18 protein-coding genes are annotated in these 26,988 nt (G+C 39.3%); 15 read left to right on the top strand and 3 right to left on the bottom strand.

What is annotated here, in order from left to right; translation table 11 throughout:
- The first annotated feature begins 142 nt into the window (after positions 1 to 142).
- The 13 genes from QZL88_RS03580 (at position 143) to QZL88_RS03520 (ending at position 13,584) form a co-directional block, all read left to right on the top strand.
- Complete coding sequence (locus QZL88_RS03580; RefSeq protein ID WP_296938657.1) at positions 143 to 1,390, top strand: dicarboxylate/amino acid:cation symporter; 1,248 nt, start codon at positions 143 to 145, stop codon at positions 1,388 to 1,390.
- Positions 1,391 to 1,433: 43 nt separating this feature from the next.
- Entirely contained in the window at positions 1,434 to 3,275 is a 1,842-nt protein-coding gene (locus tag QZL88_RS03575) for a gamma-glutamyl-gamma-aminobutyrate hydrolase family protein (protein ID WP_296938656.1), read from the top strand.
- A gap of 128 nt (positions 3,276 to 3,403) precedes the next feature.
- A complete protein-coding gene (locus QZL88_RS03570) occupies positions 3,404 to 4,198 on the top strand; it encodes a thymidylate synthase (protein WP_296938654.1) in 795 nt (264 codons plus the stop codon).
- A 91-nt stretch (positions 4,199 to 4,289) separates the two neighbouring features.
- Positions 4,290 to 6,020 (top strand): hypothetical protein, encoded by a 1,731-nt coding sequence (locus tag QZL88_RS03565; RefSeq protein WP_296938653.1) that lies wholly within the window; start codon positions 4,290 to 4,292, stop codon positions 6,018 to 6,020.
- A gap of 244 nt (positions 6,021 to 6,264) precedes the next feature.
- Positions 6,265 to 6,720, top strand: coding sequence for a 50S ribosomal protein L13 (gene rplM / locus QZL88_RS03560; protein ID WP_296938652.1), 456 nt, complete (start codon positions 6,265 to 6,267; stop codon positions 6,718 to 6,720).
- Positions 6,721 to 6,726: 6 nt separating this feature from the next.
- Positions 6,727 to 7,113 (top strand): 30S ribosomal protein S9, encoded by a 387-nt coding sequence (rpsI, locus tag QZL88_RS03555; protein WP_006801469.1) that lies wholly within the window; start codon positions 6,727 to 6,729, stop codon positions 7,111 to 7,113.
- 190 nt (positions 7,114 to 7,303) lie between these two features.
- Entirely contained in the window at positions 7,304 to 8,158 is an 855-nt protein-coding gene (gene rpsB, locus QZL88_RS03550) for a 30S ribosomal protein S2 (protein ID WP_296938651.1), read from the top strand.
- Positions 8,159 to 8,267: 109 nt separating this feature from the next.
- Entirely contained in the window at positions 8,268 to 9,092 is an 825-nt protein-coding gene (gene tsf, locus QZL88_RS03545; RefSeq protein WP_296938649.1) for a translation elongation factor Ts, read from the top strand.
- Positions 9,093 to 9,246: 154 nt separating this feature from the next.
- Positions 9,247 to 10,014 carry a hypothetical protein gene (locus tag QZL88_RS03540; protein WP_296938648.1) on the top strand — a complete coding sequence of 256 codons (768 nt, stop codon included), beginning with the start codon at positions 9,247 to 9,249 and terminating at the stop codon, positions 10,012 to 10,014.
- A gap of 463 nt (positions 10,015 to 10,477) precedes the next feature.
- Positions 10,478 to 11,176: a DNA alkylation repair protein gene (locus tag QZL88_RS03535; RefSeq protein ID WP_296938647.1), complete on the top strand. Its 699-nt coding sequence runs from the start codon at positions 10,478 to 10,480 to the stop codon at positions 11,174 to 11,176.
- On the top strand, positions 11,173 to 12,396 hold the full coding sequence (locus tag QZL88_RS03530; RefSeq protein ID WP_296938646.1) for a pitrilysin family protein: 1,224 nt from the start codon (positions 11,173 to 11,175) through the stop codon (positions 12,394 to 12,396). The genes QZL88_RS03535 and QZL88_RS03530 overlap by 4 nt, the downstream gene beginning before the upstream one ends.
- Positions 12,397 to 12,428: 32 nt before the next feature.
- A complete protein-coding gene (locus QZL88_RS03525; protein WP_296938645.1) occupies positions 12,429 to 13,133 on the top strand; it encodes a porin family protein in 705 nt (234 codons plus the stop codon).
- A gap of 145 nt (positions 13,134 to 13,278) precedes the next feature.
- Complete coding sequence (locus QZL88_RS03520; protein ID WP_296938644.1) at positions 13,279 to 13,584, top strand: hypothetical protein; 306 nt, start codon at positions 13,279 to 13,281, stop codon at positions 13,582 to 13,584.
- A gap of 43 nt (positions 13,585 to 13,627) precedes the next feature.
- Here the strand turns inward: QZL88_RS03520 and QZL88_RS03515 are convergent, their stop codons facing one another.
- The 3 genes from QZL88_RS03515 to QZL88_RS03505 all read right to left on the bottom strand — a co-directional run bounded on the left by QZL88_RS03515 (position 13,628) and on the right by QZL88_RS03505 (position 18,556).
- Positions 13,628 to 15,409 (bottom strand): L,D-transpeptidase family protein, encoded by a 1,782-nt coding sequence (locus tag QZL88_RS03515; RefSeq protein ID WP_296938643.1) that lies wholly within the window; start codon positions 15,407 to 15,409, stop codon positions 13,628 to 13,630.
- Between the two features lie 306 nt (positions 15,410 to 15,715).
- Positions 15,716 to 17,809, bottom strand: coding sequence for a M3 family metallopeptidase (locus QZL88_RS03510; protein WP_296938642.1), 2,094 nt, complete (start codon positions 17,807 to 17,809; stop codon positions 15,716 to 15,718).
- Between the two features lie 108 nt (positions 17,810 to 17,917).
- Entirely contained in the window at positions 17,918 to 18,556 is a 639-nt protein-coding gene (locus QZL88_RS03505) for a nitroreductase family protein (RefSeq protein WP_296938641.1), read from the bottom strand.
- 179 nt (positions 18,557 to 18,735) lie between these two features.
- Here QZL88_RS03505 and ruvA point away from each other — a divergent pair, with 179 nt between their 5' ends.
- Both ruvA and sprA read left to right on the top strand, forming a co-directional pair.
- Positions 18,736 to 19,317: a Holliday junction branch migration protein RuvA gene (ruvA, locus tag QZL88_RS03500; protein ID WP_006801480.1), complete on the top strand. Its 582-nt coding sequence runs from the start codon at positions 18,736 to 18,738 to the stop codon at positions 19,315 to 19,317.
- A gap of 177 nt (positions 19,318 to 19,494) precedes the next feature.
- Positions 19,495 to 26,988: a cell surface protein SprA gene (gene sprA, locus QZL88_RS03495; RefSeq protein WP_296938640.1), complete on the top strand. Its 7,494-nt coding sequence runs from the start codon at positions 19,495 to 19,497 to the stop codon at positions 26,986 to 26,988.

Below are 26,988 nucleotides of genomic sequence, written 5' to 3'. Positions count from 1 at the left end.
AGCGAAAATTAAGACTATCAATAGAATAGTTATTCTTTGTAGAATATCATTTTTTTCAAAACAGCAAATATTTATAGATAACAAATGTAATTTCTCCAATTGAAAGTGTAATTTTGCAGACTTATACAATTTGTTTGTTTCGATGAATATTTTAAGAAATTATGTATATACTATTCTTCTCCTTTGTGGAATATTGATAGGAGGTATATGTGGTATCATCTTTGGGGAAGGTGCATCTGTTGTTAAGCCGGTAGGGGATATTTTTCTAAACCTGATGTTTGTACTGATAGTGCCATTGGTGTTTTTCAGTGTATCGTCATCTATCTGTAATATGAAGCAGTCGAATATGGTGGGGAAGGTTGTCGGTAATATTGCCCTTGTATTTCTGCTTACGTCTGTGGTTGCGGCAATTGTAGCATATCTGTTCACTTTGTTTTATAACCCCCTAGGTGGCATTAACCAGTCGGATGTGTTGATAGGGCTACCTGAACAAACAATCAGACAGTTGACATCAGCTGAAATATTTGTAAATACATTTACGGTCTCCGATTTTCAGCAGCTGTTTACTAAATCAAATTTACTACCCCTTATCATATTTTCCGCATTCTTTGGCCTTGCCACCGCTCTTTCGAGGAGTAAGGGGAAGGTGGTAGCAGAGCTGCTTAATGCCGCCAATGGTATAATCTTGAAAATGATGAGTATTATTATGATGGCCGCGCCTTTAGGACTTGGCTGTTATTTCGCGGATACAGTAGGGAAACTAGGAGGGCAGATACTGAATGGATATTTACACGTATTTCTGCTTTATCTGATACTTACTGCTATCTCTTTTTTTGTGCTGAATTCGGCTTATGTTTTCATAGCCGGAGGGAAAAAGGCTTTTATCGCTTTCTGGCGCAATATGCCTACTCCATCCCTGATGGCGATTGCCACTTCGTCGAGTGCTGCTTGTATTCCCGTAAATATCGAGGCATCGAAAAAAATGGGAGTTCCGGAGAATATTGCGGAAACGGTTATCCCTTTGGGTACAAATATACATAAGGACGGTTCAGTAATGGCCGGAGTGCTTAAAGTTATATTCCTGTTCACTATATTCGGGCAGGAACTTACATCCTCCTCCAATATGTTTATGATTATCGGAGTGGCCTTACTGGTGGGAGCGGTAATGGGAGCGATACCGAGCGGAGGTATGACGGGAGAGTTGCTTATCTGTTCAGTTTTTGGATTCTCTCCTCAACTTGCGGGAACACTGATGATAATAAGTACAATTGTGGATATTCCGGCTACACTACTCAATTCTACAGGGAATGTCGTCTGTGCGGTATTGGTTACCCGGCTGACAGATGGTAAAGACTGGGTGAAGAAGCAATTAGTTGTAAACAAAGAATAATATTAAATTTGCTGACATAAGGATCAGCTAAATATATATAACAATGAGAAAACTTGCATCGATCATATTTTCTATCTGCTTGTCAGTAAGCGGAAGTATATACAGCCAGAAAACAGTTACTCCAAGCCTGCCGGAATTATATAAAACCATAGATTCGGAGTTTGTTGATTTACGTTCTAAGCCGGCTCCGCTTATCGGTTTATCAGCAGGCCGGACAGATAAAGGCAGCTCCGTAGTGCAATCGACATATATCAACGCCATACTAAAGGCGGGAGGTAAGCCTGTAATTATTCCTGTAATAACAGATGGCATAATTTTGAGGGATATCGTAAAAGACCTCGATGGCCTGGTGATGACCGGAGGAGAAGATATTAATCCCCCATATTACAAGGAAACAGCAATCCCGGATATGAACGATATAGATTCCCTCCGTGATATCTACGATTTGGTGTTACTGAAGCTGGCTACCGACCGGAATGTTCCTATACTTGGAATTTGCCGGGGAATGCAACTGATAAATGTAGCTTTCGGAGGAACACTCTATCAGGATATTCCTATGCAGGTAAAAGACAAGAGTATCAATCATAAGCAGACAGAGCCGAGAGAACAGGGAACACATACGATAGCTATAGAAAAAGATTCCAAACTAGCACAAGTATTGGGTGTTGATGAGTTCTCGGTGAATACATTTCATCATCAGGCAGTAAAAGACCTTGCTCCGAATTTCCGTACGGTAGCAACGACCCACGATGGCGTTGTAGAAGCTATAGAAGCATATCCCAACCGTTCAGTTATAGGGGTGCAATGGCATCCCGAAGGGCATGTATTTGGCGGGGATACGACAATGCTTCGGATATTTAAATTTATTGTGAACGAAGCCAATGTTTTCCGTAAAGCAAAAGAACTACATAAGCATATTTTGTCGGTTGATACGCATTGCGATACACCGACCGAATTCAAAAAAGCAGGGTTCGATATAGGAAGAAGGGAAGAAAATCAGGTGAATATTCCTAAAATGGAAGAGGGGATGCTGGATGCTATTTTCTTCGCTGCTTATATAGCGCAAGGGCCTCGGGATAAAGTATCGACACAAAAAGCTGTGGATAAGATCGAAAACTATATAAAAGAAACGCATCAACAGGTAGAAAGAAACAAGGATATCTGCGGCATAGCCTATACGGCCGATGATCTTATACGCCTCAAAAATGAAGGTAAAAAGGCTATATTCATCGGTATCGAAAACGGATATGGCATAGGCAAGGATATTTCCAATATTGCCCGTTTCCAAAAAATGGGAGTGAATTATATAACCCTTTGCCATACCAAAGACAATGATATATGCGATACGTCGAGTGATACAAAACATGAGTGGAACGGCCTTAGTCCTTATGGAAAACAGGTGGTAAAGGAGATGAACCGGCTGGGGGTTATGGTGGATGTTTCGCACGTGGGAGAAAAAACATTCTGGGATGTAATAGAACTATCTACCAAACCTGTCATCGCATCGCATTCGTCTGTGCAGGCGCTGTGTTATCACGACCGCAACCTGACCGACAAGCAGATGCAGGCAATAGCAAAAAACGGAGGGGTCGTACAGATATGCCTCGTAGACCTGTTTATCAATAAGGATAAAAGTAAAGCCAGCCTGACTGATGCTATAGAACATATTGATTATGCGGTGAAAGTAGCGGGCATCGACCATGTGGGTATCGCGTCCGATTTTGATGGTGGCGGAGGGTTAATAGGATGTCAGGGTAGTAATGACATGATAAATATCACGGTGAAATTATTAGAGAGGGGTTATTCGGATAAAGACATAGAAAAAATATGGGGCGGCAATTTCCTTCGGGTAATGTCGGAAGTGCAAAAAGGTGAGGAGATATAAGCGATACAAACAGGGCTGAGTCCCGAATTTAGAAATATTACAAAAGCATAACACGAACGAGTGTTTTTTTTAGAGCGAAATATATCTTACTTTTGTATAATTTTCAAAGCAAAACAAAATATCCAAATATGAAACAATATCACGATTTACTGAAACGTGTTCTGGCAGAGGGTACACATAAAAGTGACCGCACCGGTACAGGTACGATCAGTGTATTCGGACATCAGAGCCGTTATAATCTGGCTGACGGTTTCCCCGTACTCACTACCAAAAAATTACATCTCAAATCCATCATATACGAACTGCTTTGGTTTCTGGCAGGGGATACCAACGCGAAATATCTGCAGGACCACGGTGTGCGTATATGGAACGAATGGGCTGATGAAAATGGCGACCTTGGGCATATTTATGGCTATCAGTGGCGTTCCTGGCCCGATTATAACGGAGGCTTTATAGATCAGATTTCCAATGTGGTGGATACAATCAAAAACAATCCGGACTCGCGCCGTATTATTGTCAGTGCATGGAATGTGGCCGACCTGCCGAATATGAACCTTCCTCCGTGCCATGCTTTCTTCCAGTTCTATGTGGCTGACGGGAAGCTGAGCCTGCAACTGTATCAGCGTAGTGCCGACATATTTCTGGGCGTACCTTTCAATATCGCTTCATATGCCCTTTTGTTGCAGATGATGGCGCAGGTAACAGGTCTCGAAGCTGGAGATTTTGTGCATACACTAGGAGATGCGCACATATATACAAATCATTTGGAACAGGTGAAGTTACAGTTGACTCGCGATTTTCGCCCGTTGCCGCGTATGATAATAAACCCTGAAGTAAAAAGTATTTTCGATTTTAAATTTGAGGATTTCCAGCTGGAGGGTTATGATCCGCATCCGCATATAAAAGGGGAAGTGGCAATATAATAATTAGCAAATTCGAAAATTAGCAAATTCGAAAATGATTTTCTATTAATTCGCTAATTTACTAATCTGCTAATTTGCTAATTGAAAAATAATGCTTGCAAACTTTATAACATGGACAGTCATATTCTTTATCCTCTTTAGTTTCGGGGATATGCTGCTCGCGTTATATAATAGGATTTGCGAACGTGACGAAGAATACAACCCTGTAGATAAATTGCTGCTCGGGTTGTGTTTTCTTATTATACCCTTGTCGTTGTGGTCGTTGTGGCTGCCATCCAATCAGGTGTTTTTATTTATTATCTTTCCGGTTTCGGTAAGCTATTGGGCTGTCTGTCGTAAAAGGCTCCTCTATGCATACAATTGTATTGTGAAGTTGACGAAAGGTGTTTCCTTACCTTTCCAATCAGTGTTGATGATTTTATTCCTCTTGTTCTCTCTCTATTTCTTTACGTGGCAACAGGATGTGTATGATTCAGCATTTTACCATTATCAAAATATCAGGTGGAATGAAGAATATGCAGTCGTGCCGGGAGTAGCGAATCTGGATGACAGGTTCGGTTTCAACTCCAGTTACTTTTTGCTAAGTGCCATTTTTTCGTTTCGTTTTTTATTGGGTGAGGCTATTTATCCGTTGCAACCGCTAGTGGTAACAGTCATCGGTTGCTGGGTGATTTACGAACTGTTTATTTCTAAGTATGAGGTAAAGCGTGTAATTATCTTGCTTTCATATATTCTGCTCTTTTGGGTTTCTATTTACTTTCTGGGGAATACTTCTACGGATATATTGCCTAATTTTATTGTGTTCTATATTATTGCCCGGATTGTATTGTATCCAAAATTGTTGAAGACTAATTATTTGATTGGTATTGTATTGCCCGTCTTTCTGCTTACATGTAAATTGTCGTTTTTTCCAATCGGATTGATAAGTATTTATCTGCTGTATAATCTTTTTAAGGAGAAGAAATATAAGGTTATTTCATTTGTCTGTATTACCGGGCTTTTGATATTGATTCCGTGGCTTATAAGAAATGTTATCATTTCCGGATACCTTATCTATCCGTTCTATCAGATCGATTTATTCTCTTTCGACTGGAAAGTTCCACGCGAAGTGGCTATGAGAGAAAAGGATTATATATTCGATATCGGTTATTATTTTTTCAGGATTGCTTTGCGCTATCCGGGGGAGAGCGCACGAGACCCTTTGTTTGTCAATATACTTACTGATGTAATATATTTGCTCACCCTTTGTTCTTTTATATTCGCGTCTTATCTGATGCTAAAAAAGGGAAAAGAAATAAAAAGCCATATATATTTACTGTATATTGTTTTCTTTGCCTCTGTTGCGGTCTGGGTTTTTGGCGGGCCTGATATACGATTTGTACCAGGAATATTATGTGCCGTAGTTTTTACGGGAGGGGTGCTGTCGTATAGAGGTTCGGATCAAAAAAGGTATTTGCCGGGATTCGGTAAAATATTGGTTTGTGCTTTTATTTTCAGTATCGGCTTGTGGACAAGTCGTTGCTATTATAACTTTTATCCGCAAATCAAAGAATATGACATTCATCCGTTTTCGCATACAATGCTCAAACCTTACTCCATCACCGACCAACAAAAAGCGCGAGGTTTAGATATTACAGACGAATTTTTGCCATATGCCATTAATAATGAGCAAACCATATGGGTAAGTGAAGGCCTGCCTCACGATATGACGCTTCCCGCTAGTATCGCGAGCCATTACGCCAAATTTATACCTCTGCAATGTATCGAAGCCAGAGGATATAAAATACAGGACGGATACAGGGTGAAAGAGGAATGCCGATGATGATTTTGTTCCAATATTCTCATTTATTGGTATATCTGCATATTAACTCATTAGTGTATCAAAAAATTCCTCGTTTATTTTTGTTAATTCACTGATTATTTGTAATTTTGCGAGCCGATTATTACGAAATAAAACGTAAAAAATTGATTAGCAAACGATTATCGCTTGTCATATCTTAGCTCGATAAGCGGATGAAAGTTGTGTGAGTCAAAAAAAGTCATTAACCAAATTAATTTTTAAGTAAGTGGATACTTTAAGTTATAAGACCATTTCAGCGAACAAAGCAACTGTACAAAAAGAGTGGGTTGTGATTGACGCAAACGGGCAGACACTTGGACGCATGGCATCCAAAGTGGCAAAACTTCTGAGAGGGAAGTATAAACCAAGTTTTACTCCGCATGTAGACTGTGGTGATAATGTGATTATTATCAATGCAGCAAAAGTGGTGTTGACTGGTAACAAATGGAACGACCGTGTATATTTGAGATATACAGGATATCCGGGAGGACAAAGAGAAGCTACTCCTGCTGTATTGATGGAAAAAGGAGCCGACCGCCTGGTGCAAAAAGTAGTAAAAGGAATGTTGCCTAAGAATCGTCTTGGTGCAGCTCTTTTGAAAAACCTTTATGTATATGCAGGTACTGAGCACAATCATGAAGCTCAACAGCCAAAAACAATAGATATTAACGCTCTTAAATAATTATTAATGGAAGTAGTAAATGCAATAGGAAGACGTAAAGCTGCTATAGCTCGCGTATTCGTAAGCGAAGGAACCGGAAAAATAGTGATCAACAAACGTGAACTAGACAATTACTTCCCTTCAACTATTCTTCAGTATGTTGTAAAACAACCGCTAAACAAACTGGCTGTTGCTGAAAAATACGACATCAAGATCAACCTGAACGGTGGTGGATACAAAGGACAGGCAGAAGCTGCACGTCTTGGTATCGCTCGTGCTTTGGTGAAGATCAACCCTGAAGATAAGTCTGCTCTTAGAGCTGAAGGATTTATGACTCGCGACCCACGTGTTGTAGAACGTAAAAAACCGGGACAACCAAAAGCAAGAAAAAGATTTCAGTTCTCAAAACGTTAATTTGGATATTATTTTACCCAATTACGCTTTCACGGCTACGGCCGCTTAAAAGTTACAAGTTGGTTAATATATGATGAGTCGGCCTCATCTCTTAAATTACGTTTAGTATCTAAATTGCCGGGACTTCTGAAAATGAGCTACCCGACAATTCGCTAACAGAAAAAGAAAGTAAACGATCAAAAAACTAAAAATGGCAAAATTAGAATTCGACCAATTATTAGACGCTGGTGTACACTTCGGTCACTTGAGGAGAAAGTGGAACCCGGCAATGGCTCCTTATATTTTTATGGAGCGCAATGGTATCCACATCATTGACCTATATAAAACAATAGCTAAGACCGAAGATGCTGCTGCTGCTATGAAGCAGATCGCTAAATCGGGCAAAAAAATATTGTTTGTTGCTACTAAGAAACAAGCAAAACAAGTTGTTACAGACTTGGCCCTGTCAATAAATATGCCTTATGTGGTAGAGCGTTGGCCGGGTGGTATGTTGACTAACTTCCCTACAATCCGTAAGGCTGTGAAGAAGATGTCGACTATCGACAAAATGGTGAAAGACGGAACTTTCGATACTCTATCGAAAAGAGAAAGACTTCAGGTTACACGCCAACGTGCTAAACTTGAAAAAACATTAGGTTCTATTCAGGATCTTACCCGTCTTCCATCTGCACTATTCGTAGTGGATGTGATGAAAGAACACATCGCCGTAAGAGAAGCTAACCGTCTCGGAATACCTGTATTTGCAATGGTAGATACAAACTCTAATCCGGATGATATCGACTTCGTAATCCCTGCAAATGACGATGCTGCTAAATCTATCGAACTTATCCTAGGAAGCCTTTGCGATGCAATCAAAGAAGGTCTTGAGGAAAGAAAGATCGAAAAAGCGGATAGCGCAGCTGCAGAAGCTCAGGATGAAGAAGGTGCTCCAAGAAGAGAGCGCAAAGCGAAAGCCGGTGCAAAGAAACCTGTGGTTGAAAAAGAAGACCAAGAGGCTATCAATGCAGCTGTAGCAAGTAAATTTGCTAAAGGAGACGAAGAGTAAATAAAGTTTAATAGACTAAGAATTAGCCTCTAAGAGCATTCTTAGAGACTATTTCTTGGTCTTTTCTTTTCTAAGTATAATTATAAACCAAAAATAAAAGGAGAAAAACATGGCAATTTCTATGGCAGATATCCAACACTTGCGCAAAATGACAGGTGCAGGTATGATGGATTGTAAAAATGCTTTGACGGAAGCAGAAGGAGATTTTGATAAAGCAATCGAAATAATTCGTAAAAAAGGACAGGCTTTTGCTGCAAAACGTGAAGACCGCGATGCAACAGAAGGTTGTGTGTTGGCTGCAACAAACGGCGATTTCGCTGCAATAGTAGCAGTAAACTGCGAAACTGACTTTGTGGCAATGAACGGTGATTTCGTAGGTATGACTAAGGCTGTACTTGATGCTGCATTATCTAGCAAACCTGCTGATATAAATACACTGAAAACTATTACTGTTGGCGACCGCACTATAGCGGAGCTTGTTACTGACAGAATGGGTGTTACAGGTGAAAAAATGGAATTGAATGTATATGAGCAAATCACAGCTCCTACAGTAGTAGCATATGTTCACCCGGGAAATAAATTGGCGTCTATCGTTGGTTTCAACAAACCAAATGTTGACGAACAAGTAGCTAAAGATATAGCTATGCAAATTGCTGCTATGAGCCCGGTTGCTCTAGTACCGGAGGAAGTTTCGGAAGAAATCAAAGAAAGAGAGCTTAAGATTGCCAGAGAAAAAGCGATTGAAGCTGGTAAACCTGAGAACTTGATTGACAGAATCGCTGAAGGCGCGTTGCAGAAATTCTACAAAGAATTTACACTTCTTCAACAAGAATTTGTGAAAAACCCTAAGCAAACAATTGCTCAGTATCTTGCGCAACATGATAAAGAGCTTGCCGTTACAGGTTTCAAACGCTTTACATTGAATGCTGAATAATCAGATTTAAGATATTCAATATAGAAAAGTGCAATCAGAGATGGTTGCACTTTTTTGTTTAGCTTTTATTCTTATTTTTGTTTGTTGATAACTACGTGTGAATACTATGAGATACCTAAAGCAAATTTTACTATTTATTCTACTAATTGTTACTATGACCGGTTGTGAAACGGTCGCCAATATGTTTACCTATAAAGCCACTACTGTAGCATTTGTGGAAAATCTTTTAAATGAGAAATATGATGAGGCTGTTGATCAGATGGCTGTAGATAAGGAGGACTTCGGAGGGGTTGATCTGGATACATTAAAACTTAGATTGGCTGATTTTCGACATCATATCGTGAAACAATTTGGTACGGAGTTAGATTATACCTTTATGAAAGCTGAGAAAGTGAGATCGACCATGACATCAGACAATACACCTGCCGGCACAACTGATGCTTACATTCAGTTTTCAAATGATGATTACTTCGGAGTTTTTAAAGTTTCTTTCGATGATGAGTCAGGAAAGATTAAGTTTATAAATGTACTCGATATCAAAAAGATTATACCGTCTATGCTTTCGTTTTGGTTGATAGGGCTGATTGCAATTCTTATACCTGTTTTTAATGTATATGTGATTGTACAGATAAAGCGGAGTGATCTGAAAAAGAAATGGATAAAATACATTGCGGTTATTTGCCTGAATGTACCTACAATAGCATATTCGGCCATTCATGGTTTTTCATTTCAGTTATTGCAGTTTCAATTGCTTTTCGGATTTGGTTTTAGTCTTATGGGGTATCTGAATTGCGCATGGACAATAGGTATACCTATAGGCGGATTGTTTTGGCTATGGCGACTCAATGAACGCAAAAGGCTGAGATATGAACCTGATACGGCATATACGGAAGATATAGAACGGAAACTTCCGTCCGAATAGAACTTTTGTATAAAAGTTTATCTATATATATAGCTGATAGCCTTTTGCTGTTAGCTTATAGCTCTTTGAAAAAGTGATTAGCAAATGAATGAAAAAGTGTAACCTTTGTTACTTTTTTAATCAGTTGAAAGTTGACAATGGACAATTGACAGTGATCGATAAAATAAAGAGTTTCTAATTATTAATTTTTCATTCTTAATTATTAATTGCTTTTTGTGTTACATGTGTTACTTTTTAACAAGTAGCAAGTTCTAAGTTGAAGTACTGTATTTCTGTTAACTGATTACTGTTGACTGTTAACTGAAAAATGTGTTACTTCTGTTACTTTTTAACTATATATGGTTAATAAATGTAAATGGTGAATTGCACTGATCATCTCCTGATAATGAATAGATATTGTTAACTACGAAGCGTCTGTTTTTAACTGAAAAAACTGTTACCTTTGTTACCTTTTCCAGATACAATGACAGCAAAAGATATACAAAAAGAGCTCGAATCATACTCCACACAGGAGAAGAAGGAATTTCTCCCTTACTTTTTCAAGACAGGAAAAGGGCAATACGGCGAAGGTGACAGGTTTATCGGCGTTGTAGTACCTGATACCCGTAAAGTGGCGAAAAAATATAAAGATATCCCATTCTCGGAAGTTACCAGACTATTGGAGAGTGAATACCATGAATGCCGTCTTTGTGCTTTGCTTATGTTGGTAGAAAGGTTCAAAAAAGCAAAAGAAGCTGAACGTACTGAAATCTGCAATTACTATTTGTCGAAAACCCAATATATCAACAATTGGGACTTGGTGGACCTGAGTGCAAAAGATATAGTAGGAAAGTATCTTGTAGACAAAGATCGTTCAGTGCTTTATAGCTTGGCTGAGAGTACATTACTTTGGGATCAGCGTATTTCTATCCTGGCTACTTTCGCTTTTATCAGGCGTGGCGATCTGGATGATATATTCGCTTTATCTGAGAAATTACTATGTCATAAGCATGATCTGATGCATAAAGCCATTGGCTGGATGCTGCGTGAAGCCGGCAAAAAAGATAAAGATAGGTTGTGTTCATTTCTCGATCATTTCTATAAGGAAATGCCACGGACAATGTTACGCTATTCTATAGAGAAATTCCTGCCTGAAGAACGGGCACATTATATGAAGAAATGATCAATTACCATTCGCATACATTATCTAATGGTCTTCGCATTGTACATAAACCGATGGACGGAAACGTTTCTTACTGCGGCTTTATCGTAAATGCCGGGACACGTGATGAAAACCCTGAAGAGTATGGCATGGCTCACTTTGTGGAGCATATGTTGTTTAAGGGGACAAAGAAACGCCGTTCTCATCACATAATCAATCGTATGGAGCATGTAGGGGGAGAACTGAATGCTTATACGAATAAAGAAGAGACCGTTGTTTATGCCATATTTTTGGAACAGCATTTCGAACGGGCGTTTGAACTGTTATCCGATATGGCCTTCCATTCCCGGTTTCCTCAGCAGGAGATAGATAAGGAAGTCGAAGTCATTATAGATGAAATACATTCTTATGAGGATAACCCTTCGGAACTGATATTTGACGAGTTTGAGAATCTTGTTTTCAATGGTTCGCAGATAGGGCACAACATTTTGGGAGAACCCGATACGCTGCTAAACTTTGATACAATGAAAGCAAGGGCCTTTGTTAACCGGTTTTATGTACCGTCCAATACTGTTTTCTTCTCGTTAGGTAACACAGACTTTAAGAAAGTTGTATATCTTGCAGAAAAGTATTTGTCCGACCTATCAGGTCCCATATGTCCCAATGGGCGTATAGTTCCTGTCGAAATAAAGCTGGAACAAAGGATTGAAAATAAGGAGACATCTCAGGTGCATGCTTTGATAGGCTGTCGTTCGTATTCGATGTTTGATCCCAATAGGAAAGTCTTGAACCTGTTGAATAATATATTGGGAGGGCCGGGTATGAATAGCCGCCTGAATATTTCGCTTCGTGAGAAAAAAGGGTATGTATACAGTGTTGATTCTACTGCGACGGCTTATACAGATACGGGCATTTTATCTATTTACTTCGGATGCGACAAACGTAATGCTGATAAGTGTATTGGATTAGTCCATAAGGAACTAAATAAATTAAAGATAGAGAAGCTAAGTACATCGCAATTGTCGATAGCTAAAAAACAACTGATAGGACAGATCGGTGTAATGAGTGATAATCATGAAAATATGGCGCTGTCGCTCGGAAAAAGTTTTTTCCATTACAATCATTATAATACTCTTGAAGAAACATTTCACAAGATTGAATCCATAACAGCAGAACAGATACAAGCTGTGGCAAATGAAATTTTTGAGGAAAATAGACTCTTTAGTTTATTATATAATTAATTCTTTTAACTTTGTGGAACGATATAAGCTTTATGAAAACAGTATCTAGAATATTTTTACTTGTCGGTTTGTTAGTTTTGGTATCTTCCATTGCGAATGCTCAGACTATAAGAAAACGTTTGACCACAGATCTTCTGTTCGGTTTCAACTTTGCTACAATGGATATCAAAGGTGGTAACATGTACAAAGAGCCTAAGGTTGGTTTTACGATAGGTGCTAATGTCAATTTTAAAATATTGCATAATATTCAGCTACAATCAGGTCTCTATGTGACGAAGAAAGGGCTTAGGCAGCATATCCAGAGAAGTGAATATAACACAGCTATGGATATTGAATATTATGGTGATACTCTTCGTAATACAGCAGCAGACTACTTGCAGGTACCATTATGTCTTGGATATGAGGTGTATCTGACAAAACATTTTGCAGTAAATTTCAATGCCGGAGGCTATGTTGCATACGGTTTTAAAGGTAAGAACCGGGGGGAGGCTTATGCTACAACCATTAAGGATGGTGTTGTACAAGGTACACAAATAACAATACCCTCATACGAAGAAGAAACATTTGCTTTGAGAAAATGGAACCGATGGGATTACGGAGTCTTGGGACGGGTAGGATTGATATATGACATATGGACGATAAACCTGACTTATGAGTATGGTTTTCATAATGTTGCCGATGATGGACGGGAGTTGAAAAATCGCAATATGTCAGTGGCACTAGGATTTCGCTTCTAAAAATGTAGATAGTATTGCGATCTCCGGAGGAACTGATATTCAGTTCTTTCTTTGTTTTTATCAGACCCTTATAATATTCCAAATCAGAACTTTTATCAGTTCATTTTGTTTTATATTTACTGAATAATCAATAATAAGTTACGATATGGAAGATTTGGTAAAGAGACTTCAGGTTGAAGTCGGGCTCACAGAGGAGGAGGCTATTAAGTCTATATCAGTAGTAAAAGACTATATGGATAAAGAAGGTCTTGATATAGATTGGGAAAAATTCTTTAAAGGCAAGAGCGAAGACTTTATAGAGAAAGCCAGAGAGTTGTTCGCAAATGTATCGAAGCAAACTCAAAGTTATACGGATAAAATAGTGGATAAAGTGGATAGCTTTGCCGATAAAGCCAAGAAAAGCGCTCATGACCTGAGCCAGAGAGCTGCAGACTTTTTTGATGAAAAGTGATCCAGGCTTTTAAAAGGTTGAAATAAGGTAAGAGGAGAGAATCCTATTTGTCCACCTTTTTCTTTTCTGCGGTTTGGTTAGGATTCAGAGCATCCAATATCAGTTTATCGTATTCATAGATATCGTCTGCATAATACAGTACTTCATCGTTAGGATACATAAATGCAGTATAATAGTCAATGAATAAGGATATCCTATCATCCTTATCAATATTGATAATGTTGGGTAGCTTCTTTAATCTCTGCTCTTTAAGCAGCTTTTTACCTTCTTCTGATACTGGAGGCTTATTTATGCTATAATAAAGCTGGTCTTTATAAACCTCAGTTACAGGTGAAGCGCAGAAAAATGCAAGTTCGAAAGGCTTTTGCACTCTCACGCAGCCATGACTAACGGCCCTGTTTTTTCTGTTGAATGCCAGTTTGCTGGGAGTATCGTGAAGATATACAGAGAATGCATTGTTGAACATGAACTTCACTAAGCCAAGTGAATTCCCTCCTCCAGGATCTTGTTTGATAGTATAAGAAAACTTACTAGGATTGATATCTTTCCAGTCTATAGACGATACATCTACTTCCTTACCGCCCTTATACAGTTTCATATTGTGCCGTTTGATGTAGGTAGGGTCTTTTTTCTGCAATACAGCTACTTCTTTTTGGGCAATGCTTGTCGGTACATTCCATACGGGATTGAGGTTCATATAGCTGATATCGCTTTGGAGAAGAGGGGTTTTATTCCTTACCGAACCAACGCATACTCTGGATATCAAAGGTAGACTGTCACTCTTTGTATTATTGGCAACTAACATGGCTGCAGCCACATTTACCTCTATATGTTTGTTATGTTTTGCTTTAGTCCGTTTCCAGCGATACCTTTCCATGTTTGCCCGTATCTTGGCCAGGTAATATTCGAAAGGCCTGTTTAGTGCGCTTATAGTCAGTTTACCTACTTCAGCTTCTTCCGGATATGAATTCCTTCGTCTGAAAGTATTAATTGCAGCGAGCAGCCCTTCGTCCAGCTTTATATAGAGGCTGTCGCTACTTATCGAATCCGGTTTATATTCTCCGGTCAACACAAGCCTGTCTGCAATGTCTTTAATGTATTTGCTCTTATCACCGAGCTTATAGGTAACGTCTCCTGATACTATCTCTTTAAATCCGGTTTCTTGTCTGGTTCTTAAAATTTTATACTCTTCCCTCAACTTTAGATAGATATCATCTGACGGCTGTGAATTGAGTACAGCCAAAATGGGATCCTTTTTTATCTCAGCATATAGATTATTATAGAATAAAGAATCGGGAGCGGAAGTGACGATATCATAATCTTTCTTGTACAGGCTTTTGGGATCAGTAAAGCCGTATTTCATTCCTGTAATATACTTTATGGCAGACCTGGTCGATATCTCTTCCAAAGCAATCATTATCTTATACACTGTATCCAGATTATTAACAAAGGTACCAGAGTCTATTGCATCTGCCATCATTTTTATTTTTGACGAAGAAAATAATTCGGGAGATAATCCGTGCTCTTCTACCTGATTTAAGATGTCAATAAACGTATATAATCTTTTTGTATCGAGTGTGTCATGTATCCATACGGGGTTGAACTCTGTTGCAATGTATATTGATTTTAATACCGAATCATTAGTAGTATGAGCTTTTAGTGACTCTTGCAATATGCTGAGATCAAACTCCGGATAGTTTCTCGCAAATTTGGATTGGATAACTTCTTTCTTGTCAGATTCGCTGACTTTCGTATGTTCTTTCTTTTTACAGCTAACTATAAAAAATGAGAATATGAGGAAAGAGAACCAAAGGAAATATTTCATGAAGGCTAATTCTGTGTCAAGTGTGTGATTCGTTCTATTATTTCGACACAAAAATAGTAAAACTTTATAAAATGACAATATACAAAATGGGCTTAAACTAAGTAAAATTGTAATCAAATCTTGAAATATTTATCTATAAGTAAACAATCAGAAAATAAGGGTTGTTGATAAGGAGTTCTTTGAAAAATTTATATGATACCATTTACTGTAAATAGCAATTATTTTTTATAATATCCATATCAGCCGGATAAAAGTAAAAAGGCTATTCCTGTATAAGAAATAGCCTTTTATAAAAACAAAAACTTGTTATTTTTTTACACCGTTGCGAATCAACAATGCATCCACAGACGGTTCTTGTCCCCTGAATTTTACATACAGGCTCATCGGTTCCTCTGTATTTCCTCTCTCAAGAATATTTTTACGGAACGATTCTGCCGTTTCTTTGTTAAAAATTCCGGTTTCTTTGAACAGGGCGAAAGCATCTGCATCAAGTACTTCAGCCCATTTGTATCCATAGTATCCGGCTGCGTATCCGCCCGAGAATATGTGTCCGAATGAAGGGGACATAGCACTACCGTCTACCAGGGGTAGGAGAGCAGTCTTCTCCATCGCTTTTCGCTCGAAGTCGATCACATCGCCTGTATATGGCTGTGTAAGCGTGTGCCAGGCCATATCCAAATATCCGAACGATAATTGACGATAACACAGGTAACCGGCATTGTAGTTAGCTGCATCCACAAGTTTTTTTACCAGTTCGGCAGGTATTTTCTCACCTGTTTTATAATGTACGGCAAACTTATCCAGATATTCTTTTTCGGTCAGCCAGTTTTCCATTATCTGAGATGGGAGTTCCACGAAATCGTGTAAAACATTGGTTCCGGATAAAGATTCGTAAGTGCATTTTGTAAGCATACCGTGCAATGCGTGCCCGAATTCATGCAGGAATGTTTCCATCTCATCAAAAGTAAGCAGAGCGGGGTCTGTACCGGCAGGGCGGGTAAAGTTCATTACAATAAGCACCTGTGGACGGGAATCCTTATCTTTTTCTATGTATTGGCCTTTAAATTCTGTCATCCATGCACCCTGCCTTTTTCCTTCACGGGGATGGAAATCTGTATAAAGTACGGAAAGGAAGTTGCCTTTTTCGTCCAATACATCAAACGCTTCTACTTCAGAATGGTAAACGGGTATTTTTGTATTCTTTCTGAAAGTGATGCCATACAAATCGGTAGCTAGTCCGAATACGCCTTTCTTTACATTTTCCAGTTCGAAGTATGGGCGTACCAGTTCGTCACTGACACTATATTTGGCATCTTTCAGTTTTTCGGAATAGTATGACCAGTCCCAAGGCTGAAGATCTATATCTTTATTTTCCATGCCTACAGCAAAACCTTCGACCATTTTCACGTCTTCGCGGGCAGCTTTAGTATAGGCATCGAACAGATTGTCAAGTAGTTCATATACGTGCTTCTTATCCTTAGCCATTTTGTTTCGTAATACATAAGTTGCATAATCGGAATAACCCAGCAGATTGGCGATTTCCATACGGGTTTTGGCTATTTCTTTTACATTTTCCTGATTATCGAATTCACCGCCTGCAGCACATTGGGTTGTATAGGCCTTATATAGCTTTTCCCTGAGGTCGCGGCGTGAAGAGTATTTCATGAATGCGATATAGCTTGGGGCCGATAGGTCAAATAACCATCCTTCTTTATTCTTAGACTTGGCTTTCGCTTCAGCTGCATCTAAAGCTATTTTAGGAAGTCCGGCAAGATCAGCTTTATCGGTCAGCAACATTTCGAATTTGTTGTTCTCTTTCAACGCATTTTGTCCGAAAGTCAGAGTTAATTGGCTCAATTTAGAAGATAATTCTTTATAGGTATCCCTGTCCTTACCAGTGAGTGTAGCACCTCTGTTTTCGAATCCCTGGTATGTCTTTTCCACCAGGCGGATCTGCTCAGGATTAAGATTGGATTCGAACCGTTTGTCATATACAGCTTTCACTTTCTGAAACAGCCCTTCGTTCAGGTTGATTTCATTCGAGTGTGCCGAAAGCTTCGGTTGTACCCGTTGGGCTATTTGCAGCATTTCGTCATTGCTTTCCGCACTTAGCAGATTGAAGAACACTGATGTAACACGGGACAGAAGTTTTCCTGATTCCTCCAGCGGTACTATTGTATTCTCAAAAGTAGGGACAGCCCTGATCATCACTATCTTGTTTATCTCCATAGTGTGGTCTTTAATACCTTTCTCTATGGCAGGTTCGTAATGTTCGTTTTTTATCTTATCGAACGGGGGAGTATCGTAAGGCGTTTTATACGCCGAAAAGAACGGGTTTTGAGCTTGAATTGTTGTCATCGCTATTATTAATAATAAAATAGATAATATGAGTTTTTTCATATAAATCAGGGTTTTTAAAGTTAATAAGTAATAGATAGAATGAAATGATATATTTTCGATTCTTAACTCTATGAACTGTTATATCTTATAATTTGTTCATCTTAAATATTATTTCCATTGAGTAACTTCATCTACAGAAAAACGTACCGTATCTTTACCTTCTTCGTCAGCTTTCCCTATAGATAAAAGTAATATGGGAATATATCGTTTCGGATCAAGTTCAAAGGCTTCAGTCAGTTCTTTACGCAAAAAACCACCTATAGGATTAGTGTCATATCCGTAATTTTTGGCAGCAAGCATCAGTTGCATTGTCACAAATCCACAATCGAGCAGAATGGAATTTCTTAGCCTATCTTCTGTGTAACTTGCACCATAACTAGTCATGATCTCCAACATTTTGTTTTTATGTTCCTGTGTCATTAAGTCATATTCCACATTGGCCGACAGTATTTTATCGGCAGATGAATAATTGTCCATGTCGCCATAGATGGCTATTATAGCAGACGAGGTTTCCCATTGCAGCTGATTAAACATCATATATGGCCTTATCAATTCTTTGCCTTCTTTGCTGTCGAAGATGAAAAAACGCCAGGGTTGTAGGTTGAATGAGGAGGGCGCAGTCATTGCATCTTGCAGGATATCGGATATTTCCTCTTTACTGATTTTTATCGACGGATCATATTTTCTGATTGAAGTGCGTTGTGTAAACAGATTGTTGGACTGAATCTTAACTTTCTTTAATTGCATAGTTCTCTTTTCGAATTAATAGACTAAGACAAAGGTATAAAAACTAATCTAAAAACTTTATCTTTGCCCATTAAATAAGATAATTGCGGGGATTGAAGGGCTTGAAAAAGTTCTCTTGCAGGATATACTTTTTTTTATGTTTTTTCGTTATTAATTAACTAGTGTAATATAATAGAGTTATGATTGACTATATAAAAGGTGAAATCACGGAATTAACCCCGGCCTCAGTCACCCTTGAAACCTATGGCGTAGGATATTTTATAAGTATATCGTTGAATACATATTCAAACCTGACAGGTAAGAAAAGTGCACAACTATTTATTTACGAAGCTATAAGAGAAGATGCTCACCAATTATTCGGTTTCTTTGACAAACAGGAACGCGAACTTTTTATGTTATTAATAAGTGTTTCGGGTATCGGAGCCAGTACCGGGCGTATGATATTGTCTTCGATGAACACACAGGAGCTTGCAAACGTTATTGCTTCAGGAAATTCTGATATGTTGAAAACCGTGAAAGGTATTGGTCTGAAGACGGCACAACGTGTGATAGTGGATCTGAAGGATAAGATAAAAGTAAGTGGGATAGAGCAGGTTGATATGTTTGCATCGGGACATCCGTCGGGGGAAGAAGCAGTCGCAGCATTAGTTATGCTTGGGTTTACTCAGCAGGCATCTCAAAAAGTTGTGGCTAAAATTCTAAAGGACAAAGCTGATAGTACAGTCGAACAGATTATAAAGACAGCATTGAAAATGTTGTGATCAGCTGGGCATTTTATAGTAAGTATAATAATTGCAGCTGGTTTATCCATAGAATGAAGTAATAGACGGTAGAAGATAATTTGATGATACATTTTTAATCTGACTAATTGTTATATTTTTAACTTAACCAGGCACTAAATAGGTTTGCAACCTTATTATCGATTATTTATTTTAGAGTTGAAAAAATATATAAAATATTTATTTGTAGCTACGCTCCTCATAAGTTCTGTGAGTTTGTTTTCTGGTATCACCGGTAAGACAGATTCCTTTTTTGCTTACGCTGACGAACTGCAATCACAGGATACAGTGCCTCGTTATCCTGTAAAGAAAACGCAGATAACTACATATAAGGATCTAAAAGATAATCCTCCTGCCGATCTCAAAACACCCTCTAATATTGAGACGTCGGTAGAATATGACCCCAATACAAAACTATACATTTTTCGCACCAGAGTAGGTGACCAGGAGATATCGACACCTTTTTCACTTACCCCTAAAGAATATATGGACTATACGTTGAAACGTTCAATGTCTAGCTATTTTAAGGGAAAGAATGTGGAAACCTACGACAATAAGGACGAAAAAGACGAATTCTCACTGAAGGATATAAAACTGGATATCGGCCCTGCCGAAAAGCTCTTTGGTCCCGGAGGAGTAAAGGTACGGACACAGGGATATGTAGAGGCTACAATGGGAGTCAAGCATACAAGTACCGACAATCCTACCCTGTCGGAACGTAACAGAAGTAAGACTGCCTTTGAGTTTAATGAAGATATACAGATGAATGTAACGGCATCTGTAGGCGATAAGATCAATTTCGATATGAATTATGATACAAAAGCATTATTCGATTTTGACTCTAAAAAACTAAAATTGGCATATGAGGGAAAGGAAGATGAGATAATAAAACGCATCGAAGCCGGAAACGTAAGCATGGCAACGACCAACTCCCTCATTAATGGAGGAACATCTCTTTTCGGTATCAATACGGAACTACAGTTTGGTAAATTGCGTGTCAATATGGTAGTATCGCAACAAGAGTCCGAATCTCAAACTACAAGTTCGAAGGGTGGTATCCAAACCAATGAGTACGAATTCAAAGCTGACCAATACGATGCCAACAGACATTTCTTCATATCCAACTATTTTCGTGACAATTATGATAAGGCTATGTCTAAACTGCCTTTTATTCAGTCGCCTGTCAATATTACCAATATTGAAGTATGGGTGACAAACAAGAGGGGGGATTATACACAATCCCGTAACATAGTTGCATTTGCCGATATAGGTGAACATACAAAAATCAAGAATAATAAATGGATTGCCGCCGGAGGAAAACCGGATAATCCGGATAATGATGCAAATGATCTTTACGCTACAATTAAAAGGGACAAACCTAAAGCGAGAGACAAATCTCAGGTTACAGCCGAATTTAGCGGATATATAGAAAGCGGCCTCGATTATGAAAAAATAGAGAGTGCCCGGTTGCTGACTCAGGCTGAATATACTTTTAATCCGCAATTGGGTTATATATCGCTTACCTCGGCTCTGCAAGCCGATGAAGTGCTTGCAGTAGCTTATACATACAGAGCCAACGGCAAAGATTACAAGGTGGGTGAACTGGCGACTGACATTGTGGATAAATATGATTCAGGTAATCCGAAATCCGGGGCATTGTTTGTAAAGCTGATAAAGCCTGTCTCTCTTTCTCCTCGTTCCTACACTTGGGATATGATGATGAAGAACGTATATAAGGTAAGTGATAATGCTGTTCAGCAAGACCATTTCATGTTGAATATATCTTATCAGTCAGACACTATAGGTACTTATATAAATTACATTCCGGAAGGTAATATCAGGAACGAACTACTGTTGAGAGTAATGAATCTCGACAGGCTCGATTCCCGCAACAATGAAGTAACAAATAAAGAAGGTACTAAAGGGGATGGTATCTTCGACTTTGTAGAAGGATATACCGTTAAGTCGCAGAACGGACGTGTTTTCTTCCCTGTGGTCGAGCCTTTTGGATCTCATCTGAGACAGAAGATAGGAAATAATACCATTGCCGATAAATACGTCTATCAGGAGCTATACGACTCTACATTGACTGTTGCTCAGCAAATTGCAGAGAAGAATAAATTCAAAATATCAGGTTCATATCGTGGATCAGGTTCCAGTAATGCAGAGATAGACCTTAACGCCACTAATATACCTCAGGGCTCTGTGAGATTAACAGCTGCCGGAGCCACTCTGGTTGAGGGTGTAGATTATATAGTCGATTATATTGCAGGAAGGGTTACTATTATCAACCAAAATTTGCTGGACTCCAATACACCGATTCAGGTTTCTTCCGAGGGAAGAACCTTTAATATGCAACGTAAAACCTTACTGGGGCTTAATCTGAGTTACGATATTTCAAAGAATTTCAATATTGGAGGTACTATCATGCACTACTATGAGAAACCCCTTACAATGAAAACTCAGATTGGTGACGAATCTGTGAAAAATACGCTGTGGGGGCTGAACACATCCTATAAAACGGAATCGATGTGGCTGACAAATCTTGTAGATAAATTGCCATTTGTAGAAGCGACCCAGCCATCTCAGATTTCGTTCAATGCCGAGTTTGCCCAGATGATCCCCGGACATTATCAGAGTAAAGAAGCAGGAGGATATTCTTATCTGGATGATTTCGAATCATCGCAATCGCGGATAGATGTGAAAAATCCGTATGCATGGACTTTGGCTTCTACTCCTCAGGATGCTAAGGGTAAGGATAATAAGGTATTATTTGAAGAGGCGAAATTGAGTAACCAGATAGAGTATGGAATGAACCGGGCTATGTTATCGTGGTTTATGATAGACAATCTTTTTACCCGTAAAGGCTCATCTCTGACACCTAATCATATAAAAAATGATCAGGACCAATTATCCAACCACTTTGTACGGGAGATCAATATGTACGAGATTTATCCGAATAAGGATGTTCCTTATAATGAATCGGCGACTCTCCCTGCATTGAATCTGTCTTTCTATCCTAATGAGAGAGGGCCTTATAATCTGGATGCAACAAATATAGATTCGGACGGAAAGCTGAGAGATCCGGAAACCCGTTGGGGAGGGATTACCCGCCGTATGGATGTACGTGATTTTGAAGCGTCGAATGTAGAGTATATAGAATTCTGGCTGATGGACCCGTTTGTTTATGACAAGACGGCAAAAGGAGGCGATTTATATATAAATCTGGGTGAAATATCAGAGGATGTTCTTAAAGACGGTAAGAAATTCTTTGAAAACGGCCTACCTGTCAATGATGATCCTGATGCTGTAGAAACTACGGTATGGGGTAAAGTACCAAAACGCCAGTCGACAGTTTATGCTTTTGACGATAATGCCGGAGTTGATGCCCGCAGGAGGCAGGATGTGGGACTGAATGGATTGAGCACAGATGAAGAATTTACATTTGGTACATATAGCAAATATCTACAGGATTACGATGCCAAACTATCAGCGGCAGCAAGAGAAAAATTAAAGGCTGATCCGTTTTCACCACTGAACGACCCCGCCGGAGATACATATCATTTCTATCGTGGGGCCGATTATGACCGCGATGAGGTAAGTATTCTCGACCGTTATAAATACTATAACAATACCGAAGGAAACTCTCCTGATACCAAGCAGACTTCAGAGAGTTATTCTACCGCCGCCCGGCCAGTGCCTGATGTGGAGGACATAGATCAGGATAATACACTGAATGAAACAGAAGCCTATTTCCAGTATAGGATAGAACTTGATCCGAAAAAAATGAATGTCGGCGAAAATTTCATAGCCGATAGCCGTAAAGTGAGTGTACCACTTCGCAACGGTACAGAGGGAGAAGTGACATGGTATCAGTTTAAAGTACCTGTACGCCAAGGTGAAAAAATAGGGAATATCTCGGATTTTAAAAGTATCCGCTTTATGCGCATGTTTATGACCGGTTTCAATCAGACAACATTCCTGCGTTTTGGTACATTGCAATTGGTTCGTGGCGATTGGCGTACATACGAACAGACCCTAAATAAAAATAACGAGCCATCGGGAAATGGTACTCTCGATGTTGCAACAGTAAATATAGAAGAAAATTCCGATCGTAAGCCTGTCGGTTATGTGCTTCCTCCGGGACTCAGTCGTGTCACCGATCCCGATCAGGCACAGATGATAAAGGAGAATGAACAATCATTGTCTATGCGTATACATGACCTGAGCGCAGGGGATGCGCGTGCAATTTATAAAAATACATATTATGACCTCAGGCGATATAAACGTTTACAGATGTTTACCCATGCAGAAGAACTTATCGATGGTGAGAAATTAGTAAGAGGCGATTTCACGATATTTATCCGCCTGGGTTCCGATTATAAAAATAACTATTACGAATACGAGATACCGTTAGTAATAACTCCGGAAGGCTCAAGCGACAGGAATGTGGTATGGCCTAACGATAATATGTTCGACTTCCCGTTAGAATTACTGAAAGATGTAAAACTGCATCGCAACAGGGAGAAACGAAAGGCGGGCTCTACGGTTTCATATACAACACTCTATTACGAGTATGACCCTGATAAGCAAAACAACAGGGTAAGTGTAATTGGTAATCCTTCATTATCCGAGATTAATGTGATAATGGTTGGCGTAAGGAACAACAGCACAGTAGTCAAGTCGGGAGAAGTCTGGATAAATGAGCTTCGCCTTACCGACTTTGACGAAGAAGGCGGGTGGGCTGCACAGGGAAATCTGAACGTTGCACTATCCGACTTAGGGACAATAAATTTATCGGGACGGAAAGAAACTGTTGGATTCGGAGCTTTGGATCAGAAACTGATGGAAAGGCGTTCCGACGATTATCATACATATAGCATCGCTGCTAACATAGAATTAGGTAAGTTCTTCCCGGAGAAAGCGAAAGTAAGTCTGCCTTTATATTACTCATATTCTAATCAGACAACTACTCCAAAATACGATCCATTCGATCAGGATGTTACACTGAAAGAGGCATTGAGCATAGTGGAAACCAAAGCTGAAAAAGATTCAATAAAGAGTCTGGCGCAGGAGAAAACCACAACGAAGAGCATCAGTGTGAATAATGTTAAGGTGAATATTCAGAGTAAGACTCCGATGCCATACGATCCGGCAAACTTTAGTTTTGGCTATTCATTTAGTCAGAGTGAGACGAAGAATCCAACTACGGTATATGATGTGACTAAAAATTATCGGGCGACATTCAATTATGCATATAGTCCGATGGTGAAGACTTGGGAACCATTCAAAAATGCAAAGAGCAAGTCCGGAGCTGCAAAGTTTGCCCGGTCATTAGGCTTTAATTATCTTCCGTCTAATATCGCCTTTAATTCCAATATAGTACGATACTATACCGAAACAGCCTTGCGTGATATAGAAAGCTACAGGCTTGGAGGCGGAACATCCAACGAGTTCTTATCATGGAGTCAGTCTTTCTTATGGGACAGGGACTTTAGCATCGATTGGGATTTTACGCGCAATCTGAAATTCTCTTTTCAATCGGGGACCAGAGCCGAAATAGAAGAACCATATCTGCAAGTGAATAAAAAGCTGAACAGAGATGACTATGATACATGGAAAGATGCTGTTATCCGTAGCCTGAAAAGCCTTGGGGACCCGCTTTCGTATCGCCAGTCAGTGAAAGTTACCTATCAGCTTCCGTTCAAGAATATCCCGGCTATGGATTGGGTTACGTCTAATGCCGGTTATACGAGTGGTTATCAGTGGGATCGAGGGGCCAATATAGATAGTGTGGAGATTGGCAATACCATAAGTAATACAATGACACTGGATCTGACAAATAGATTCAGTATGACCGCGCTGTATAATAAATCTTCATTTTTGAAAAGAGTAAATGACCGTTTCGATGCGAAGAGAAGACCACAATCTCCTAGCCAGCGTGAACGGGAAAAGCGTGAGCCTGAAAGGCGTCGCTTTACTCAGAATGTAGTACTACAAAGAGATACAACTGCAACAATTACGCATGGCCTCAATACAAAAAATATACAGGTAACTGCAAGAAAAGGCGGAAAGCCATATACCGTGAAATTTAAAAAGGTAGATGAGAATACAATCCGGATAAATAATAAAGACTCTGCTGATATACAACTGAGTATTGAAGGTAGATATAAAGAAACCGGAACGTCGAAACTGTTACAGGATATAGTAGAATATTCAGCGCGTGGGCTAATGTCGGTGCGCACATTAGGGTTTAATTACTCAAGGCATAACGAAACATATATTTCAGGTTTCAAACCTGGTATAGGTGATGCATTTGGGCAGAAAGGATCCGATTATGGAATGGTTCCGGGACTAGGCTTTGCTTTCGGACTAGAGGGTGGTGATGATTTCATACAAAAGTCGATAGACAGAGACTGGCTTGTCGGGAATGTTATGAATGTCTCTCCATCGGTATTTAATACAGCCGAAACATTCGAATTCAGAGCGCAAATAGAACCATTTAAGGACTTCAAGATAGAACTGAATGCCAAGCATGAGAATAATAAGCGGACAGAAGTTCAGTATACAGTTTTAGAAGATGGTACTCCGAATACATCGAGAACATTCGGCGGTAACTTCTCTATGACCACTGTGGCTCTTTCTTCAGCCCTTAAAAGTAGCAATGCTAAAAATGGTTATTATTCGGCAGCCTTCGAAAAATTCCTAGAAAACAGGTATCGTATAAAAAACAGATTGGAGGCTAAATATAGGAATACCTCTTACCCTGGAGGAGGCTTTATCAGCGAAAATACTCCCGGTCTTATCGGCCAGCCTTATTCGGCAGCCACAGGCGAGGTCGATGTTAATTCTGCTGACGTGCTTGTTCCGGCATTTATATCCGCTTATACAGGACGTAGTGCAAATAATATCGCACTTACAGCATTTCCGTCCTTACTATCTATATTACCAAACTGGACAGTAGCATATGATGGGCTGACCAGTATTCCTCTTATAAAAGAGAAATTTAAGAATTTAAGGCTCAATCATGCTTATACCTGTTACTATCAGGTAAGTAATTATAATTCCTTCTCAAATTGGGTGCAGGCAGATGACGAACTAGGGTATATACGTGATATACTCAGTGGGAATCCGGTGCCATCTTCTCCATACAATATATCATCGGTGGGTATATCCGAAGTGTTTAATCCTCTGTTTGGAGTTGAAGGTACACTGAATAATAATATGACAATCAATACACGTTATAATAATGCACGTACCTTAACCTTAAATATGTCTTCCTATCAGATCATAGAGTCGCTGCAAAAAGAATTTGTAGTCGGATTCGGATACCGAATCAATGAGTTTAACCGCCTGATAGGATTGAGCCAGAGGTCAACAGGGCAGTTCAATAACGATTTGAATATAAAAGCAGATCTTTCGCATAAAACAGTTGAAGCCTTACTTCGTAAGATTCAGGAAGATTTTACGCAGGCAACAAGTGGCACGACTATTGTAACGTTAAAGATATCGGCGGATTATGCAATGAGCAGATCTTTGACTTTGAGGGCGTTCTATGATCGTATTCTCAACAGGCCATTAATTTCATCGTCGTCATATCCGACAACAAACAGTAATTTTGGAATAAGCTTAAAATTTATTTTGCTACAATAA

The organism is uncultured Dysgonomonas sp., from assembly GCF_900079725.1.
Taxonomy (GTDB): domain Bacteria; phylum Bacteroidota; class Bacteroidia; order Bacteroidales; family Dysgonomonadaceae; genus Dysgonomonas.
This window is presented reverse-complemented; position numbering and strand designations above follow the sequence as displayed.